Source organism: Vibrio sp. 1641, assembly GCF_033339995.1.
GTDB lineage: Bacteria > Pseudomonadota > Gammaproteobacteria > Enterobacterales > Vibrionaceae > Vibrio > Vibrio alginolyticus.
On sequence record NZ_JAWOVP010000005.1, the window covers coordinates 169,452 to 186,539 of the forward strand.

Consider the following 17,088-nt stretch of genomic DNA (forward strand, 5'->3'; position numbering starts at 1 on the left):
AAATTAAAGTGAGTCAGCATGTCAAAAATTCTTCCAGTGGTGGTGGCCTGTTTGTTAGCAACCACTATGGGCGCAAGCGCCTCGTCTATTCCGGAAAAAGCCAGCGTATGTAGCGGTTGTCACGGCCAAGATGGCATGGGACAGCCAAATATCGCGCCGATGATCGCTGGTTTAAACGCGAATTATCTCAACACTCAAATCGAACTATTCCTTAGTGGCGAACGCCAAAATGTGGTCATGCAAGGCATGGCGAAGGAACTCAGCGATCCCGCAGATCGGAAGGAAGTTATGGAGTACTTTGCTAACCTCCCGAGCTATGAGTTCACGAATCCAGAACAACGCGGCGACCAAGCTGATATTCGTAACCCGTATCGTAAATTAATTTTCCAAGGCGATTGGGATAGAAATATTCCAGCTTGCGCAACTTGTCATGGAGCCAGCGGTATGGGCGTCGACAAGTTCCCTCGCCTCGCAAGCCAACATGCTGATTACTTAAAAACGCAATTGATGGCATGGAAAAACGGCACTCGCAGTGGTGACCCGCTCAATATGATGGGGGCCATCGCAAAAAATCTCACTGACAAAGAGATCGAAAATCTTGCTTACTACTTTGCCTCATTACGTTACTAGGAGCAGTCATGAAACGTTTCTATTCTTTGTTCGCACTGCCTTTCATTTCTACGCTCGTACTAGCTAACGCTCCATTACCGGACCGCCAGAAAGAGCTACCTGCGATAGAAAAAGAAAAGCACGGTGAATACTTAAAACCGCGTGATCTCAGCACAATCCCAAACACCGCATTTGGTGAGCAAGTAAAACGCGGTTACTCGCTCTTTGTTAACTCACAGCAAATGCGCGGAAAATACGTTGGCAACGAACAAAACTGTGTGAACTGCCATATGGAGGCAGGACGAAAAGCAAACGCTGCGCCACTGTGGGCAGCTTACATGGCATACCCGGCATATCGTAAGAAAAACGATCGCGTAAACAGCTATGCTGACCGTATCCAGGGTTGTTTCGAGTATTCCATGAACGGTAAAGCGCCCGCTTACGATTCGCCAGAAATTGTTGCCCTTAGTGCTTACGCCTACTGGTTAGCGATGGGCGGTGTGCTTGACAAACATGGTATGGCGGATGAACCCATTCCAGAGCTAGACGCAAAAGCGTTGCAAATTGGTGGAAAAGCAAAAGACTTTCCGTTGCCCGAAGCCATCGCACAAGCATTACCAGTTGAAAAGCGAGGTAATCTCTCTGGGCGTGGCTACCCAAAAATCGCCGCCCCTGAGCAAGAACCATCAATAGAGCGAGGCGCATTGGTCTACGAAAAGAACTGTGAAACTTGCCATCGCGCCGACGGTTCAGGCATCAAAGACACCAACGACCATTCATACATTCCACCACTTTGGGGCGAATATGCGTATAACTGGGGCGCAGGTATGCACCGGATTAACACTGCAGCCTATTTTATTTACGAAAACATGCCGCTTGGGAAAAGTGTGCAGCTGACAGAGCAAGAAGCATGGGATGTCGCAGCATACGTCAACAGCCATGAGCGTCCACAAGATCCTCGATTCAAAGGCAATGTCACCGCAAACGCGGAGAAATATCACCAGCACCAAGGCTATTACGGCAAAAGGCTCAACGGTACGCAAGTCGGCTCCAATGCCTTTAAGAGCGGAACGGTCAAGTAAAGTACAACTAAGCACCTTAAATAAAATGCTCTTTTTCCCTGCTCAGATTATCTGGGCAGGGTTACTTACCCTTAAAAACAAGTAGTTACCCCCTCCAATAAACCAAGCAACATCATATTACTTTCGGCTTCCAACATACTCATCTTCGCCGTAAAATCTTGTACCAAACGCGACTTCGTTTATGTCTTAGATCTCCCATATGCTCTAATGCCAAAAGTAAGAAACTCGTAAACTCCTGAATCAAAACAAGCGTGCCCAGTGAAAAAAGAGTATTCTTAAAGCAAATGAATCTAAAACCTACCCGATGAGTATTCAACCTAATTCCCGTCAGTTAATTTCATGCGAAGAGTGCGGCCTTGTTGTTCGCATTCCCGATATCGAACAGGGGCAAAAAGCACAATGTCCTCGATGTTCGCATTCGCTGACTAAAGTGAATGCCAAGCCTTACCAAAGCGTGATCGCCATATCATCGGCATGTTTGATCATGTTAGTGCTAAGCATTTCTTTCCCTTTTATGTCGTTCAGCGTGCAAGGGTTGTCGCAAGAAATCACCTTGTTGCACGCTGCCAAAATGCTGGCTGAGTTTCAAAATGTGCTTTTGGGTGTGCTGCTACTCGCAACAGTTATCGTTTTGCCTGCAATCTATGTTGGTCTCATTCTCTTTCTTCACCTTGAAGCATTAAAAGCACGTAAACATACCCCCTCTAGAAAGCAGCAACGAATGGCAAAAGTTTTATGCCGTCTTCTGTTTCGAGTCGAACCCTGGTTAATGGTGGATGTCTTTTTGATTGGCGTGTTGGTCAGCTTAATTAAAATCGCTTCCCTCGCAGACATAGGAATGGGCACTTCATTCTGGGCGTTTTGTGTATATACCGTTCTGGTAGTCAAATGCATATCAATGGTCGACAAAAGCTGGCTCTGGGGGCACTTTATTCCAGCTATCGAGCTATCTGATGTAAAAGAGGGTGATACGCACCATAACCACAACCATATTGGTTGTCATACGTGTCACCAGCTCAACCCTATTGAAGCTAAAAAACACCAACACTGCATTCGTTGTAAAAGCCCTATTCACAAATACAACCCCGCAGACAATTTACAAAAAGCTTGGGCGCTTTTGTTTGCTTCAGTCATTTTCTATATCCCTGCGAACCTCTACCCTATGATGTACACCGTAAGCCTTGGACATGCAGAAGGTTCAACTATCATGGAGGGGGTAATATTGCTTTGGCATTTAGGTTCTTACCCTATTGCGATGGTAATTTTCTTTGCTAGCGTATTTATTCCAATGGCGAAAATGCTGGCACTCGCGTGGCTGTATTACAATGCGAAAAAAGCGCGATATCTTCCGCACGAAGAGAGTATTTCACGCTTAAAGATCTACCGCATAACTGAGTTTATTGGTCGTTGGTCCATGATCGATATCTTCGTCGTCGCGATCTTAGTTGCACTGGTTCAGCTGCAAAACTTAATGGCGATTTATCCAGGTCCTGCTGCGCTCTCTTTCGCGGCAGTGGTCATTTTTACTATGCTTTCTGCAATGATATTTGACTCACGTTTGTTGTGGCAATTGCCACAAAACGAAGTGCAGGAGCCGATTTCTGACAACTTAAACGAGAAAGCCAAATATGAGTGATGAGAACAACGTAACCGCTCAAATAAAACCGCAAAAGCAGATTTCTGCGATATGGATTGTCCCGATCCTTGCGCTAGCCATGGGAGCGTGGATGCTGTTCCAATATATCAACAGTACAGGCCCACAAATTACTCTCCAACTGCCAACCGCAGATGGGATTGAGGTTGGCAAAACCGAAATCCGAGCATTGAATGTAAAAGTCGGACTGATTACTGAAGTCACTCTCAGTGAAAATTACGATCACATCATCGCTAAGGCACAAATGAACAAGGATGCAGAACGCATGCTGCGAGATGACACCATGTTTTGGGTGGTGAAGCCTCGTATTGGCCGTGATGGCGTTTCAGGTTTAGAGACCTTGCTCTCTGGCGCTTATATCCAACTTCAGCCGGGTAAATCTAAAATAGAGAAAGAGCGCTTTACGGTCTTAGATGTTCCCCCAGTGGCCTCTCCTGATGCAGAGGGGTTACGCCTTGTGTTAACACACCGCGAGGCGGGTAAGCTAGGCGTTGGTGACCCCGTCATTTATAAAGGCTTTACGGTTGGTCGTGTAGAGAAAACTAGCTTTGATGTTGACACTCGCAAAGCGTTATACCAACTCTTTATTTTCAAGCCTTATGACAGCTTAGTGCGCACTCGTACCAAGTTCTGGCTGAATTCTGGCGTAGATTTACAGCTCAATGCTGAAGGGTTCGAAGTCAAGTTTGGCTCATTAGAGAGCATGCTAACGGGTGGTGTTACCTTCGATACCGTTCCAGGTCTTGAATCCGGTGAACAGCTCACTGAAAATATGGTCAACTTCCGCTTGTACGATGATATTAAACAACTTCGAGAAGGCATGTACGATGATTATATTGAATTCGTTATGCTTTTTGATGAATCGGTACGAGGACTTAAACGTAAGGCACCTGTCGAATATCGAGGCTTGAGAATTGGTACTGTGATGCGTGTACCAATGCGACTTCCAACCCCAGAAGAGAACTTTTCTGCGAAAAAAATCCCTGTATTGGTACGTATCGAGCTCGGCCGTGTTTATGGCGATTTCCAATCCCAATCTTTACCAATGTTAAAAGATAAATTGAAGAGTGAGTTTGCTAAAGGCCTACGTGGTACTTTAAAAACAGGTAACTTATTAACAGGCGCACTGTATGTTGACGCCGACTTCTATCCAAACGACGAGCCTTACGTACCGAGTAAGTTTGCTGATTTAGATGTTTTCCCAACCATGCGTGGTGGTTTTGCGCAGGTTCAGCGCCAAGTGAACGACTTCCTAAATAAGATTAATAACTTACCAATGGAAGAAACACTAGACTCTCTCAATTCAACGTTAAAAACGTCTGAAAAAACGTTAGCTTCAGCAGAACGCGTGGCGGACAGTATTGATAAACTTTTGAATCAAAAAGAGACGCAAGAGATCCCAACAGATATTCGCCAAAGCTTACAGCAATTACAAAAAACACTCGATGGTTATGGGCCCAACTCAACCATGTACAGCGAAATGGAAGCCACGCTAAAAGAATTAGAAAGCGTGATGACAGAGTTTAAACCCGTACTTAAACAGCTAAACGAAAAGCCAAACTCTCTCGTGTTTGGAGAAGATGAAATCAGTGACCCAATACCAGTTAAAGGCAAAAACTAATGAAACGAGTATTCTTTCTGTCTATCGCGCTATTTGTCGGTCTAACGGGTTGCAGTAGCGCTCCGCAAACTAAAGGAGCTATGTACCTTCTACCTAAGGCGGAACCAGTGACGCTGAGCTCTTCTGATATCGCTCAGCGCCCAACTTTAGTTGTTCGTCCAGTGACATTGGCGAGTTATTTGAATGATAATGGCATTGTTTATCGAACCTCTGAGACCCAAGTTATTCAGGCGAAGCACAATCAATGGGCGCACAGTATTTCTGAGCAAATCACTCAGAGAGTCGTCGCGGAACTACGTCACAAGCAAAGTCATTACTGGCCGACTGAAATGAATAATCTGTTGGATCAAAGCGGTGAAGCCAAACTCCAGCTTACGTTAAATAAATTTAATGGCAGCTACAAAGGTAATATCGAAATTGAGGGGGAATGGTTACTCATTAATGCCGAAGGTAAGGTAGAAAACAGCGCGCCAATACAAATCTCACAGCCGCTTCAAGATGAGGGCTATGAAGCGCTCGTCAACGCTTTATCCATAGGCTTAGAAAGCCTAACCTCAGACATTGCCAAACAACTCTAAGTCAATGTTAATTACAGGGAAGCAAGTTGCTTCCCTTTTTTATGCAGAGTGTAGCGACTTCTACTAAGCTGAAAGCTGACGAAAAGCCGAAAAGGAAATTGGATGAAACCATGTAACCTGCTATCACTCTCCTCACTCATTCTTGTATTACCTACATCAGTAGCGCTCTCAGCCGAGACACAAGAATCTCGTTGGCGAAATAGCATAGAAGTGTACATGCTAGGACTGAATATCCACGGGGATACCAGTATTGGTCGCTTTTCATCAGAGGTGGATGTCGATCCTAAGTTCATCGTAGACCACCTCGATATTGGGGCGATGTTGCGATTCGAGAGTATTTACCAAAGTAAGTGGGGCTACTACATAGATTATAGTTTCATGAACTTAAGTGGTGATGTTAATAATATCAAGGGCGCTCTGCCTAACGCTCGTTATCGTGCGGACATCGAAATACGGCAAGGTGTTCTAGAAGCAAAGGCATTCCAACGCGAACAATATTCATTTGGTAAACTGGATTATATGTTTGGATTACGTTGGTGGGACAATGACATCACCGGCAAGCTGTATCGTAATGACAACCGGGTACTAGAAGATAGACTGTCATTACAAGAAGATTGGGTCGATTTTTTAGTTGGCTTGCGACTCATTGATGAATTGAGCGAAAACTGGCGATTTCATGCCAGCATCGACGCCGGACTTGGCAACGATACTCACTTCACTTATGCCATTCAAACTGGTGTTCGTTATAGCTTTAACGAATGGTCTGATCTCAACTTAGCTTACAAGTCGACCTGGGTCGATTACAAAAATGAAGAGGTATTTGAATATGATACGGCTTCTCAAGGGCTTTTAGTCGGACTTGGCTTTTACTTTTGATCAGGTGAAATCCTAGCCTATATTCAAGCGTTGTAACGTGTACTAGCTCTAGGTACACGTCTAGTGCCACGTTACAGATGCTTAAATAAGGCAAATTGATCTTCATCAGACTATAAATTGCTCTTCGGTGCTACTCTCTGTCACAAAATATAAAACCCCACTCTATGACCTCATATAGGTCTTGTTGATAAGGTTCCCGAGTAGCAATGTCGATTAACATTTCCGATTTAACCACCGCCCTAAATAAGGTGGAGCATATTCATAAAGTGCAGCTTGAAAACGTACATCAGTTCTTCAAAGCAAACGAAGCTTTCTCGTTGCAAACATTCAGCCAGCTGATATCAAGCGACTCGCTTGATGATCGATTTAAAACCATCGATAAAGCGTTCTCTTTGCTTGGTGATGCAAAAACCTACCTTTTAGAAGCGTCTTACCTTATTAAGTAAAAAAGAAAGCCCCGATAAAATTCATTACCGGGGCTATCATTTTCTATCTAAACTACTGATTTACAATTTGTAACGATCATCAATTACCGTTAATTCTGGGAAGGTTTTACCCTCGTCCATCGCTTCTTCTGTCTCTTCTTTTACTTGGTTATCAATCCAGAAATTACCGATATCCATTGGATGAAGCACCCATTCTGTCGCTTTTGTCATGCCGTTTTTAGGAATTTTAACCCAGCGCCAATGAGCAACTCGAGAATAAGGCACCATGTAGCCAGGAACGATGATGTTCGCTTTGCTGACATAGTTTTGGATTTGATGCGACAAGTCGTAACGCTTCTCCTGATCAAACTCAGAATCATACGCTTCAATTAACTTGTCTAGCTCAGGGCTGCTGTAGTTGGTGTGAGCATTCGTTTGTGGTCGATTTGCATTATCCGAGTGTAGGTATTCCCAATACGCAGGGATCTCACCAGAGCCCATATTCAAAAACGCTAGCTGATGCTTTTTCTCAAGAATGTATTTAAACGCAGATGAGCCATCCACCAAGTTTAACGTGAACTCAAGACCAGCAAGTTTCGCTTGCTCTTTCAGGTATGCAATACGCGGTGTCCAAGAGTTGTATCCGTAGGTGATAGCAAAGCTCAAGCGTTGGCCCTTGTCGTTAACACGAATACCATCTGCGCCCACTTTGTCAAAGCCCGCTTTTTCGAAGTGTTTAACCGCCGCATCAGCATCAAACTTTGGCGGTGTATTGTTAGGATCATCGTATTCGCCATGACCAAATCCGAGTCCATGCGGTTTACGTGAATAATCTCCACGCATGATGTTTTCAATCATGCCGTCATAGTCAGTGGCTGCCATAACACCTTTACGCACTTCTAGGTTATCCAACATCGGCATCGCTGTGTTCATCCAAAGACCACCAGCTCCTTGCGGTGCTTCGTTAAAGCCCCAGTACTTTTGGATATAGCCTTTTTTGTACACATCACTATTGGTTTTGTCATGCCAAAAGCTTGGTAGCACCATCTCAAAGTAGTCTAAGTTGCCTTTCTCAAAGTGCTTCATGGCAATATCAGGATCGCGAATTACCTTAATGCGAACCTTTTCAACGTTATAACGGTTTTTATAGTAGCGGTTGTTGTATCCCCACCAATCTTCACCGACATGTTTGAATGTTACGCTCTTACCTTTCTTCACTTGATCAATGTAGTAAGGCGCTGCGGTTGGCTCAGATTTAAAGTTAAACTTTCTGACGAAGTTATCAGGCATGCCATCGTTATTTGCGTCCTTTTCTCCTTCAAAGAAGTGTTCAGGACGAGGCTGAAAACCATTACTTGGCATGTTAATCATAACCATAAGTGAGTCATGACTTTGAGCTACAGCAAGATTGACTTTGATCGTGTAGTCATCAATTTTTTCAACACTCACAATACTGTTTGTGAAGAAGTCGTTATACCACGGGTCGATAATGTCTTTTGACGTGTAGTACTTCATCATAAAGACGTAATCATCTGCTGTAATTTTTTCACCATCTGACCACTCGGCCGTTTCGTCGAGTTTAAAGAATACGGTTTTGTTGTCCTCTCCAAATGCCCATGACTCAGCAAGTTGAGGGATCCATTTGCCAGTATTTGGATGACGCTGAGCCAGTTTTGGTGAACCATCCATTAAGTATTGGCGCAAACCTGAGTTCGCATCTGGACCAACACTTCGTAATGTTTGCGGAAAGCTCTGAATGTAAGTGCGATAGGTGCCACCTCGTACCGCTTCTTCAGAGGCAAATAGAGGTTCGTTGTTGTTTGAAATCCATTCGATATCAGCTGGCAATTCTGCCGCACTCAGTTGAAAACTGGCAGCGGTCAGTGTTGCTAGTACTGAAAATGGCAGTTTTTTAGTCATGTTTCTTCCTTGTTGTGTTTGCGCACTAAGGTCGTAACAAGGAAGACAGCGTGTGAAAGCTCACAGAAAGCTGCGATTTAAAATACGCAGATAGGAAATAATAGGAACGTAATATGAAGTGACGTCCTGCCAGCTTCTATATTAATTTCAAAGAGTTTCACTAGGTCATCCTAGACCTTACAACGCAGTGAATGCATCTTCGCCATAGTATTCTTTAGATATTTGTAACGCAAGCCATCAATAACACATGATTGCATTTTCGAGGCATCACAGTGAGTTATGTTACAAAAGTGTGATCGACATAGTACCAAGCCCTACTTTACTCAGAATAAACCGCAGAACCTTTATCTCAATTGGCCCCGATATACCAGTTACAGCGAGTAAATGATCAGACATAGCTGGTTAAAAGGAATGGTTGTTTACCGCGATCAGTATTTTCATTCGATATAAAAAGTGAGGCATCCAGCCTCACTTTTCTCCATACAATCGAGACAGTGCTTACATGTTAGATAAGCTCTCATTGATCGACTTCAGCACTTCTGCAGGATTTGACGCTTGAGTGATAGGGCGACCAATCACAAGATAATCTGAACCTGATTGGATAGCGTCTACTGGCGTCATGATACGGCGTTGGTCACCTTGTTCCGAGCCAGCAGGTCGAATACCAGGGGTCACTAATTTAAATTCTTGGCCTAGTTCGCTCTTCAGTAGTGAGGACTCTTGCGCTGAACATACGACACCATCTAAGCCCGCGTTTTTGGTCAAGGTTGCTAGACGAATCACTTGCTCCTGAGGCGCAACATTCAAACCAATACCAGCTAAATCACTTTGTTCCATACTGGTTAGCACCGTTACACCGATAAGAAGTGGACGATCTTTACCATATGGCTCAAGAATTTCACGTGATGCCGTCATCATACGCTCACCACCGCTCGCGTGTACGTTCACCATCCATACACCCATTTCAGCCGCAGCGCGAACTGCTTTCGAGCAGGTGTTTGGAATATCGTGAAATTTTAAATCTAGGAATACCGAGAAACCACGTTTATGGAGTTCACGTACAAAATCAGGACCAAATAGCGTAAACATCTCCTTGCCAACTTTTAGTCGGCATGACGCAGGATCAATTCTATCTACAAACGCAAGTGCATCTGCTTGGTTATCATAATCCAGTGCGACAATAACTTTTTGGTCGATCATTTCATCTCCTAACTGTTTTGGTTCTTATTAAATAAAAAGTTAAAAAAATGCAGCGGACAGAAACTCTGCCAGCTGCATTAAGAATTATTCACCATCCAATCCGCGGATTGGCTTGATCGTCCCCCATCCTTTACAGGACGGACAATGCCAATAAAGGGAATGGGTAGAAAATCCACACTTCCGGCATCGGTAATGTGGTTTCACTTTTAACTGTTCACCCACCATCGCTTGTAGTGTTGATAGGCTGTCTTTCGCTCGACCATCTTCTGCTTCTGCAATGTGGTAGTCAATTAAACGGTAGAAGCCCTTCATGGTTGGATTTTTCAGCAATTGTTTCGTCAGTAACTCTTGAGCAGCCCCAACGTTCTCGTGATGAGCAACTAATTGAGCCAACATCAACTCGGCTGATACGCCTGCTTTCTTATCAATGCAAGCTCGCAGAAATTCGACAAGTTCATCTTCCTGACCCAGATGATGATAGCATTCTGCAATAGTTGGCAAGACATCACTGATAAAGTCTTTATCTTGCTCAAGTACCCCCGTCAGATATTTGATGGTGTGCTTATAGTCTTCAGACTCTAGGTAAATTCGTCCCAAAGCAATACTTGCTCGAACACACTTCGGGTCTTCCGCTAACGCTTTTTTAAAATGCTGTATTGCCTTATTAGTATTCCCATCAGCTTGGTCGAGCATGGCTATTTCACACCAAAAATGGGCAATATTTGCACGCATCCTTGAGCGTTTATTACCTAACTTAGCCAATTGGTTCGCGTAATAAATCGCCTTTTCCCATTCTCGTGTTTGCTGATAAATGGTCACTAATTGTTGAAGAGCCGCCTCTTTGTAATCTGGCTCTTCGACTAACTGTTCAAAGATTTTCTCTGCACGATCAAGAAAACCTGAGACCATGTAGTCTTTCGCTAACTGTTGAAGGGCGAGGTTCTTTTGGTCCAGTGTTAAGCCTGAACGAGAAATAAGATTTTGGTGAATTCTGATTGCGCGGTCGACTTCACCACGAGACCGGAACAGGTTACCCAACGCAAGGTGAGTATCGATGGTCTCGTTATCAACTTGGAGCAATTCAATAAAGTGATCGACAGCCTTATCTGATTGGTCAGAGAGCAGCAGATTAAGACCCGTCATATACTGACGAGAGATTTGATGAGATTGCTTCTGCTTGTCTTGCTGAGCGCTGCGATGCCCCATATACCAGCCATACGCAGCAGCTATAGGCAACAACAAGAAGAGTAGTTCAAGCATTAAAGTTAAGCCTTATCCTTATGCCTGTTTTTCAATGGCTGGCTTATCAGCAGCGTTGTTTGATTCAGTTGGTTCGTACTTTTTCAGTTTTTTCTTTAAACGACGGACCTGTAGCTGAGTTTTCAGTTGGATGCTACCAAATATAACCCACGCTAAAGCAAAGCCAACCACAAATACTACACCTAATAGCGTAGATAAGTGGAACTCTCCTTTTGCTAGAAGATAGTTAAAAGTCACGAGCTCTTGGTTTTGGGAACCTAACGCCAATGCAATTAAAAAGAGAGCTAAAACAGCAACGATTTTTATAATTTTCATGTTACATCACCCTTCTAGGAGTAAGTCGGTAAGATTATGCAGGAAAATGCTTCTTCAGACTACGTATATTAGCAATAATCTATACCCAAGTAACCTCAAGATGCTTAGTTTGTAGACATGCTTAGAAGTTAAAGTTATTTGGGTATAGAAAGCAGCAAAGAAAACAGCTGAATCCACAATTAGATTAGTAAACGATCTTGGATGTATGACTAACTTGGATACATTACAAAAAAGCGGCATACACAAACGTATGCCGCTTTTTTCAAACTAATAAGAGTGCATTAACCAATATTTACACGCTCACGAAGTTCTTTACCAGGTTTGAAATGTGGAACGTATTTACCTTCCAATTCCACTTTATCGCCCGTTTTAGGGTTACGACCTACGCGAGGCTCGCGGTAATGAAGAGAAAAACTACCAAAGCCACGGATCTCGATACGGTCACCGCTCTCTAGTGTAGAGGCCATGTGCTCTAAAATATCTTTTACAGCATCCTCTACCTCTTTCGCTGATAAGTGTGTTTGCTCAGCGCAGAGTCTTTCAATCAGTTCAGACTTAGTCATAGTTGCCCTCTTTGAGTATCTTTATCACTTATTATAGTAAGTAATACTAATTCCAACAAACACTTGCTGACAATTCTAGACAAATTTTATGCAAAATGCGCAATGAAGAAATGCCTTTTATTAAGATAGTTTACTGTCATTAGTATTACTACTTAAATATGACCAAATATAAAAAAGGAGCCTTGCGGCTCCTTTTTTGCTTAAGCGAGTATATTATTCGCCTTTAGCAGCTTTGAAAGCGTCAGCCATTGCGTTACCGAATGCATTGTCATCTTGCTTGTTGATAGATGCCATTGCTTCTTGCTCGTCAGCTTCGTCTTTAGCTTTGATAGATAGGTTGATTACGCGGTTCTTACGGTCTACACCTGTGAACTTCGCTTCAACAACATCACCAGCGCTTAGGATTAGAGAAGCATCTTCTACGCGATCGCGTGATACTTCAGAAGCACGGATGTAACCTTCAACGCCTTCTGCGATTTCAACAGTAGCGCCTTTAGCGTCAACAGCAGTTACAGTAGCGTTAACTAGAACACCTTTCTTGTTGTCAGCAACGTAAGCATTGAATGGGTCATTTTCCATTTGCTTGATGCCTAGAGAGATGCGCTCACGCTCAGCGTCTACTGCTAGAACAACTGCAGAGATCTCGTCGCCTTTCTTGTACTCACGTACAGCTTCTTCGCCAGCAACATTCCAAGAAATGTCAGATAGGTGAACTAGACCATCGATGCCGCCTTCTAGACCGATGAAGATACCGAAGTCAGTGATAGACTTGATCTTACCAGTAACTTTGTCGCCTTTAGCTTGTGCTTCAGCGAATGACTGCCATGGGTTAGCTTTACACTGTTTCAGACCTAGAGAGATACGACGACGTTCTTCGTCGATTTCAAGAACCATAACCTCAACTTCGTCGCCAACATTAACAACTTTAGAAGGGTGGATGTTCTTGTTAGTCCAATCCATTTCTGAAACGTGAACTAGACCTTCAACGCCTTCTTCGATTTCAACGAAGCAGCCGTAGTCAGTTAGGTTAGTTACGCGACCAGTTAGTTTGTGACCTTCTGGGTAACGCTTAGCGATTGCTACCCATGGATCTTCGCCTAGTTGCTTAAGACCTAGTGATACGCGAGTACGCTCACGGTCGAACTTAAGAACTTTAACTTGGATCTCGTCACCAACGTTAACGATTTCAGATGGGTGCTTAACGCGCTTCCAAGCCATATCAGTGATATGTAGAAGACCGTCAACGCCACCTAGGTCAACGAACGCACCGTAGTCAGTAAGGTTCTTAACGATACCTTTAACTTCAGAACCTTCTTGTAGAGTTTCTAGAAGCTCGTCACGCTCAACGCTGTTCTCTGATTCGATAACTGCACGACGTGAAACAACTACGTTGTTACGTTTTTGGTCAAGTTTGATAACTTTGAACTCTAGCTCTTTGTTTTCTAGGTGAGCAGTGTCGCGGATTGGACGTACGTCTACTAGAGAGCCAGGAAGGAAAGCACGGATACCGTTTAGTTCAACAGTGAAACCGCCTTTAACTTTACCGTTGATGATACCAACAACAGTTTCAGCTTCTTCGTAAGCTTTCTCAAGTACGATCCAAGCTTCGTGACGCTTAGCTTTCTCACGAGAAAGTTGAGTTTCACCGAAACCATCTTCAACAGCGTCTAGAGCTACGTCTACTTCAGCGCCAACTTCAACTTCAAGTTCGCCAGCAGCGTTCTTGAACTGTTCAGCAGGGATAGCAGATTCAGACTTAAGACCAGCGTCAACAAGAACGAAACCGTTCTCGATAGCTACTACAGTACCTTTAACGATGCTGCCTTGTTGGAATTCTGTTTCGTTTAGAAACTCTTCAAAGAGTTGAGCAAAAGATTCAGTCATTTAATTAATCTTCAATAAATTAAACTTCCACGGGTATCCTACCGCATGGGGTTATTAAATTCGCCAGTCATCATCCTTGCGACCAACGCTCTTAGCCTAGTCGAGTATTATTACTCAGCTAGCTTCGATTCGATATATTGTAGTGCCTTTTCTACTACTTCGTCGATAGTCATCGACGTAGAATCTAGCACAAGCGCATCCTCAGCAGGGCGTAATGGCGCCACTGGGCGGTTACGATCTCGGTCGTCACGCTCTTGGATCTCGCTTAAAAGGTCAGCAAATCTAACATCTAACCCTTTCTCTTGCAACTGTTTAAGGCGTCGATTTGCACGCTCTTCAGCACTCGCATCAAGGAAGATTTTTGCTTGCGCACTCGGGAATACAATTGTGCCCATATCACGACCATCAGCAACCAGACCCGGAGCGGTCTCAAATGCACGCTGACGACGTAGTAATGCTTCACGAACACGTGGCAAAGCCGCAACTTTAGATGCTGCCATACCCGTTTCTTCTTTACGAAGCTCCCCTGACACGTCTTCGCCTTCTAGAATGACCTTAACTAAGTCACCTTCCGCGATAAATTGAACGTCTAGGTGTGTTGCTAGTGGGACAAGAGCATCTTCTGACTCGGTGTCGACACCGTGGTGAATCGCAGCGAGTGCAAGTACACGATAAATTGCGCCAGAATCTAAGAGTTGGAAACCCAATTTTTTCGCCAGCAACATACATAAAGTGCCTTTACCTGCACCACTAGGTCCATCTACGGTTACAACCGGAGTTTGAGAGGACATGTTCTTCTCCACCAATAGTTTCTTTTCAGCAATTTGCTCGGTTTTCGAGGCGCACATTATACGGGTAATCAGTCTTTGGAGCGAGGAAAAATGTCGTGTAAAGCATTACACCTAATGCGTAATTGGATTCATCAATAAACATAAAGTTCAACAAAAACGGCGAGAGCTTCCGCCCTCGCCGTTTTAAATGTCATGAACTTAAGCTCGATTAAACAATCGGATTTTGACCACGCTCAGCTAACTTTAAAATCACACTATCAGCGACTTTACCCGCCACACCTGCTAGCTTGTCGGCCAGTTTTTTCTTTTGTACATAATGCACAGAAAGTACAGTTTTATCTTTGCATGCCGCAACAACGATATCATCAGATGTACTAATGTCATCCACCAAACCAAGCTCTTTCGCTTGTGTACCGAACCAGTGCTCACCAGTGGCTACTTTGTCTAGGTCCAAACTAGGACGACGCTCACGAATGAAGTCTTTAAACAAGACATGTGTTTCTTCAAGTTCTTGCTTAAACTTATCGCGCGCTTTATCGGTATTCTCACCGAACATCGTTAGCGTGCGTTTATATTCACCCGCTGTTAGTTGTTCGTACTCAATGTCATGTTTCTTCAACAGTTTGTTGAAGTTAGGAATTTGTGCGATAACGCCAATAGAACCCACAATTGCAAATGGTGCAGAAACAATTTTATCTGCTACACATGCCATCATGTAACCGCCACTTGCCGCAACTTTGTCAACAGAGATGGTCAGAGGAAGACCCGCAGCTTTGATTCGGTCCAGTTGAGAAGAGGCAAGGCCGTAACCATGAACCATACCACCGCCAGACTCTAAGCGAAGTAACACTTCATCACCTTCACGTGCGACAGCCAAAATAGCGGTGATTTCTTCACGTAGAGACGCGACTTCTTTTGCGTCTATGCTACCGTTGAAATCAAGAACAAATAGGTGTGGTTCACGCTTGCTATCTAATGAACCGTCTTTGCTCGCTTGTTTGATTTCTTTCTCGCGAGATTTGTTCTTCTCTTTTTCTTCTTTCTTGACGGCTTTATCTCGAGCCTTGATGAAAGCATCGTCATGCAAATGATGCTCTAACTGCTCAACAGATTGTTTGTGTTGCTCTGAAAGGTTGGTAATCTCTAACTCCCCTTTCGCCGCACCCGATTTGCCACCAGCCGATTTTGCAATAATGAGCAGAACAATTATCGCAGCAACCACCGTGATAATTTTGGCCAGAAACAGACCATAATCTAATAAAAATTCCAACGAGAGCTCCTTTATCTCATTTCAGATGATGTTAGTATGTTACGCAGAAACATCAGCGAGAAGGCAGCGCGGTTTGTAACCACTTGTTCTGATTGATAGCATACCTAACGAAAGTTCTGGAATTGGTATAACACATGAATTGGTGTATTGTAACCATCTTGTCACGATTACCAAGATTTTCCATTGAGAAACAGGCGTTTTTTAGCGTCAATTAACTATCATGGACCCTCTTACAATAATAAGGATTTATCGCCGTGAACTACTCCGTTTCAGCTGATGCTCTAAAAGGTAAAGTCATTCTTGTTACTGGCGCTGGTAATGGCATCGGCCGTCAAGCCGCGCTTTCTTATGCCGAGCACGGTGCAACTGTTATTCTCTTGGGTAGAAATGTGCAAAACCTTGAATCTATCTATGATGAGATTGAAGCTGCTGGCTATCCACAAGCAGCTATCATTCCATTGGATCTCAAGGGCGCAACTCAGCAGAATTACATTGATATGGCAGAGACAATCGAAGGACAGTTTGGTCGCTTGGATGGTCTATTACACAACGCAGGTGTCTTGAGTTCGCTGTGTCCATTTGATCAAATCAAAGAGGAAGACTTCGACGATATCATGCAGATCAACGTGAAAGCCGAAGTGCTAATGACTCAAGCATTACTGCCTGTGATGCGTAAATCAGAAGCTGGGCGTATTATCTTTACCTCTTCAACCGTCGGCCACTCTGGCCGCGCATTCTGGGGGCCATACGCTATCTCTAAATTTGCCGTAGAAGGCATGATGCAAGTTTTAGCTGACGAGCTGAGTGATACACCGATCCGCGTTAACGCAATTAACCCTGGTGCCACTCGTACTCGCATGCGTGAAAAAGCATATCCGGGTGAAGATGCGAATACTCTCAAAACGCCACTGGATATCATGCCGCTATATTTGCACTTAATGGATCCTGCGGTTACCGATGTGAACGGTCAGTGCATCGACGCTCAACCGAAGCGTAAATAACTCATTCAGGTTACCTCACATAATCGATTGAAAAGGCAG

16 protein-coding genes are annotated in these 17,088 nt (G+C 43.9%); 8 read left to right on the forward strand and 8 right to left on the reverse strand.

Annotated features, from left to right (window positions below; all coding sequences use genetic code 11):
- Window positions 1-66: 66 nt before the first annotated feature.
- The 7 genes from R7Z47_RS13105 to R7Z47_RS13135 all read left to right on the forward strand — a co-directional run bounded on the left by R7Z47_RS13105 (window position 67) and on the right by R7Z47_RS13135 (window position 6,866).
- Window positions 67-630, forward strand: coding sequence for a c-type cytochrome (locus R7Z47_RS13105; RefSeq protein ID WP_395221151.1), 564 nt, complete (start codon window positions 67-69; stop codon window positions 628-630).
- A gap of 8 nt (window positions 631-638) precedes the next feature.
- Window positions 639-1,691: a c-type cytochrome gene (locus R7Z47_RS13110; RefSeq protein ID WP_262607068.1), complete on the forward strand. Its 1,053-nt coding sequence runs from the start codon at window positions 639-641 to the stop codon at window positions 1,689-1,691.
- Between the two features lie 304 nt (window positions 1,692-1,995).
- The gene (locus tag R7Z47_RS13115) at window positions 1,996-3,327 is read left to right on the forward strand and encodes a paraquat-inducible protein A (protein WP_262607069.1); all 1,332 of its coding nucleotides are present in this window, start codon (window positions 1,996-1,998) and stop codon (window positions 3,325-3,327) included.
- Window positions 3,320-4,966, forward strand: coding sequence for an intermembrane transport protein PqiB (gene pqiB / locus R7Z47_RS13120; RefSeq protein WP_017821656.1), 1,647 nt, complete (start codon window positions 3,320-3,322; stop codon window positions 4,964-4,966). Before R7Z47_RS13115 ends, pqiB begins: the two co-directional genes overlap by 8 nt.
- Entirely contained in the window at window positions 4,966-5,544 is a 579-nt protein-coding gene (locus R7Z47_RS13125) for a membrane integrity-associated transporter subunit PqiC (RefSeq protein ID WP_017821657.1), read from the forward strand. Before pqiB ends, R7Z47_RS13125 begins: the two co-directional genes overlap by 1 nt.
- A 102-nt stretch (window positions 5,545-5,646) precedes the next feature.
- Window positions 5,647-6,420, forward strand: coding sequence for a hypothetical protein (locus R7Z47_RS13130; RefSeq protein ID WP_031778929.1), 774 nt, complete (start codon window positions 5,647-5,649; stop codon window positions 6,418-6,420).
- A gap of 206 nt (window positions 6,421-6,626) precedes the next feature.
- Window positions 6,627-6,866: a hypothetical protein gene (locus tag R7Z47_RS13135; protein ID WP_005376679.1), complete on the forward strand. Its 240-nt coding sequence runs from the start codon at window positions 6,627-6,629 to the stop codon at window positions 6,864-6,866.
- Window positions 6,867-6,926: 60 nt separating this feature from the next.
- Here R7Z47_RS13135 and R7Z47_RS13140 read toward each other — a convergent pair whose 3' ends face one another.
- The 8 genes from R7Z47_RS13140 to sohB form a co-directional block, all read right to left on the reverse strand.
- Complete coding sequence (locus tag R7Z47_RS13140) at window positions 6,927-8,765, reverse strand: extracellular solute-binding protein (protein WP_213960471.1); 1,839 nt, start codon at window positions 8,763-8,765, stop codon at window positions 6,927-6,929.
- 498 nt (window positions 8,766-9,263) lie between these two features.
- Window positions 9,264-9,965 carry an orotidine-5'-phosphate decarboxylase gene (gene pyrF, locus R7Z47_RS13145; RefSeq protein ID WP_005376667.1) on the reverse strand — a complete coding sequence of 234 codons (702 nt, stop codon included), beginning with the start codon at window positions 9,963-9,965 and terminating at the stop codon, window positions 9,264-9,266.
- Between the two features lie 84 nt (window positions 9,966-10,049).
- Entirely contained in the window at window positions 10,050-11,225 is a 1,176-nt protein-coding gene (gene lapB, locus R7Z47_RS13150) for a lipopolysaccharide assembly protein LapB (RefSeq protein ID WP_005376665.1), read from the reverse strand.
- Between the two features lie 18 nt (window positions 11,226-11,243).
- Entirely contained in the window at window positions 11,244-11,540 is a 297-nt protein-coding gene (locus R7Z47_RS13155) for a LapA family protein (RefSeq protein ID WP_005376663.1), read from the reverse strand.
- 281 nt (window positions 11,541-11,821) lie between these two features.
- The gene (ihfB, locus tag R7Z47_RS13160; RefSeq protein WP_005385816.1) at window positions 11,822-12,103 is read right to left on the reverse strand and encodes an integration host factor subunit beta; all 282 of its coding nucleotides are present in this window, start codon (window positions 12,101-12,103) and stop codon (window positions 11,822-11,824) included.
- Between the two features lie 213 nt (window positions 12,104-12,316).
- Window positions 12,317-13,987 carry a 30S ribosomal protein S1 gene (rpsA, locus tag R7Z47_RS13165; RefSeq protein ID WP_005385817.1) on the reverse strand — a complete coding sequence of 557 codons (1,671 nt, stop codon included), beginning with the start codon at window positions 13,985-13,987 and terminating at the stop codon, window positions 12,317-12,319.
- Between the two features lie 110 nt (window positions 13,988-14,097).
- Window positions 14,098-14,778 (reverse strand): (d)CMP kinase, encoded by a 681-nt coding sequence (gene cmk / locus R7Z47_RS13170; RefSeq protein ID WP_021033981.1) that lies wholly within the window; start codon window positions 14,776-14,778, stop codon window positions 14,098-14,100.
- A gap of 208 nt (window positions 14,779-14,986) precedes the next feature.
- Window positions 14,987-16,048 (reverse strand): protease SohB, encoded by a 1,062-nt coding sequence (gene sohB, locus R7Z47_RS13175; protein WP_186584801.1) that lies wholly within the window; start codon window positions 16,046-16,048, stop codon window positions 14,987-14,989.
- A 254-nt stretch (window positions 16,049-16,302) separates the two neighbouring features.
- On the opposite strand from sohB, the gene R7Z47_RS13180 reads away from it, so the two are divergent.
- A complete protein-coding gene (locus tag R7Z47_RS13180; protein ID WP_005372980.1) occupies window positions 16,303-17,049 on the forward strand; it encodes a YciK family oxidoreductase in 747 nt (248 codons plus the stop codon).
- Window positions 17,050-17,088: the final 39 nt, after the last annotated feature.

What these genes read in the sequence shown, in the direction of transcription:
- R7Z47_RS13105 (WP_395221151.1), top strand. Translation starts at nt 67, where the DNA reads ATGGGCGCAAGCGCCTCGTCTATTCCGGAAAAAGCCAGCGTATGTAGC.
- R7Z47_RS13110 (WP_262607068.1), top strand. Translation starts at nt 639, where the DNA reads ATGAAACGTTTCTATTCTTTGTTCGCACTGCCTTTCATTTCTACGCTC.
- R7Z47_RS13115 (WP_262607069.1), top strand. Translation starts at nt 1,996, where the DNA reads ATGAGTATTCAACCTAATTCCCGTCAGTTAATTTCATGCGAAGAGTGC.
- pqiB (WP_017821656.1), top strand. Translation starts at nt 3,320, where the DNA reads ATGAGTGATGAGAACAACGTAACCGCTCAAATAAAACCGCAAAAGCAG.
- R7Z47_RS13125 (WP_017821657.1), top strand. Translation starts at nt 4,966, where the DNA reads ATGAAACGAGTATTCTTTCTGTCTATCGCGCTATTTGTCGGTCTAACG.
- R7Z47_RS13130 (WP_031778929.1), top strand. Translation starts at nt 5,647, where the DNA reads ATGAAACCATGTAACCTGCTATCACTCTCCTCACTCATTCTTGTATTA.
- R7Z47_RS13135 (WP_005376679.1), top strand. Translation starts at nt 6,627, where the DNA reads ATGTCGATTAACATTTCCGATTTAACCACCGCCCTAAATAAGGTGGAG.
- R7Z47_RS13140 (WP_213960471.1), bottom strand. Translation starts at nt 8,765, where the DNA reads ATGACTAAAAAACTGCCATTTTCAGTACTAGCAACACTGACCGCTGCC.
- pyrF (WP_005376667.1), bottom strand. Translation starts at nt 9,965, where the DNA reads ATGATCGACCAAAAAGTTATTGTCGCACTGGATTATGATAACCAAGCA.
- lapB (WP_005376665.1), bottom strand. Translation starts at nt 11,225, where the DNA reads ATGCTTGAACTACTCTTCTTGTTGTTGCCTATAGCTGCTGCGTATGGC.
- R7Z47_RS13155 (WP_005376663.1), bottom strand. Translation starts at nt 11,540, where the DNA reads ATGAAAATTATAAAAATCGTTGCTGTTTTAGCTCTCTTTTTAATTGCA.
- ihfB (WP_005385816.1), bottom strand. Translation starts at nt 12,103, where the DNA reads ATGACTAAGTCTGAACTGATTGAAAGACTCTGCGCTGAGCAAACACAC.
- rpsA (WP_005385817.1), bottom strand. Translation starts at nt 13,987, where the DNA reads ATGACTGAATCTTTTGCTCAACTCTTTGAAGAGTTTCTAAACGAAACA.
- cmk (WP_021033981.1), bottom strand. Translation starts at nt 14,778, where the DNA reads ATGTCCTCTCAAACTCCGGTTGTAACCGTAGATGGACCTAGTGGTGCA.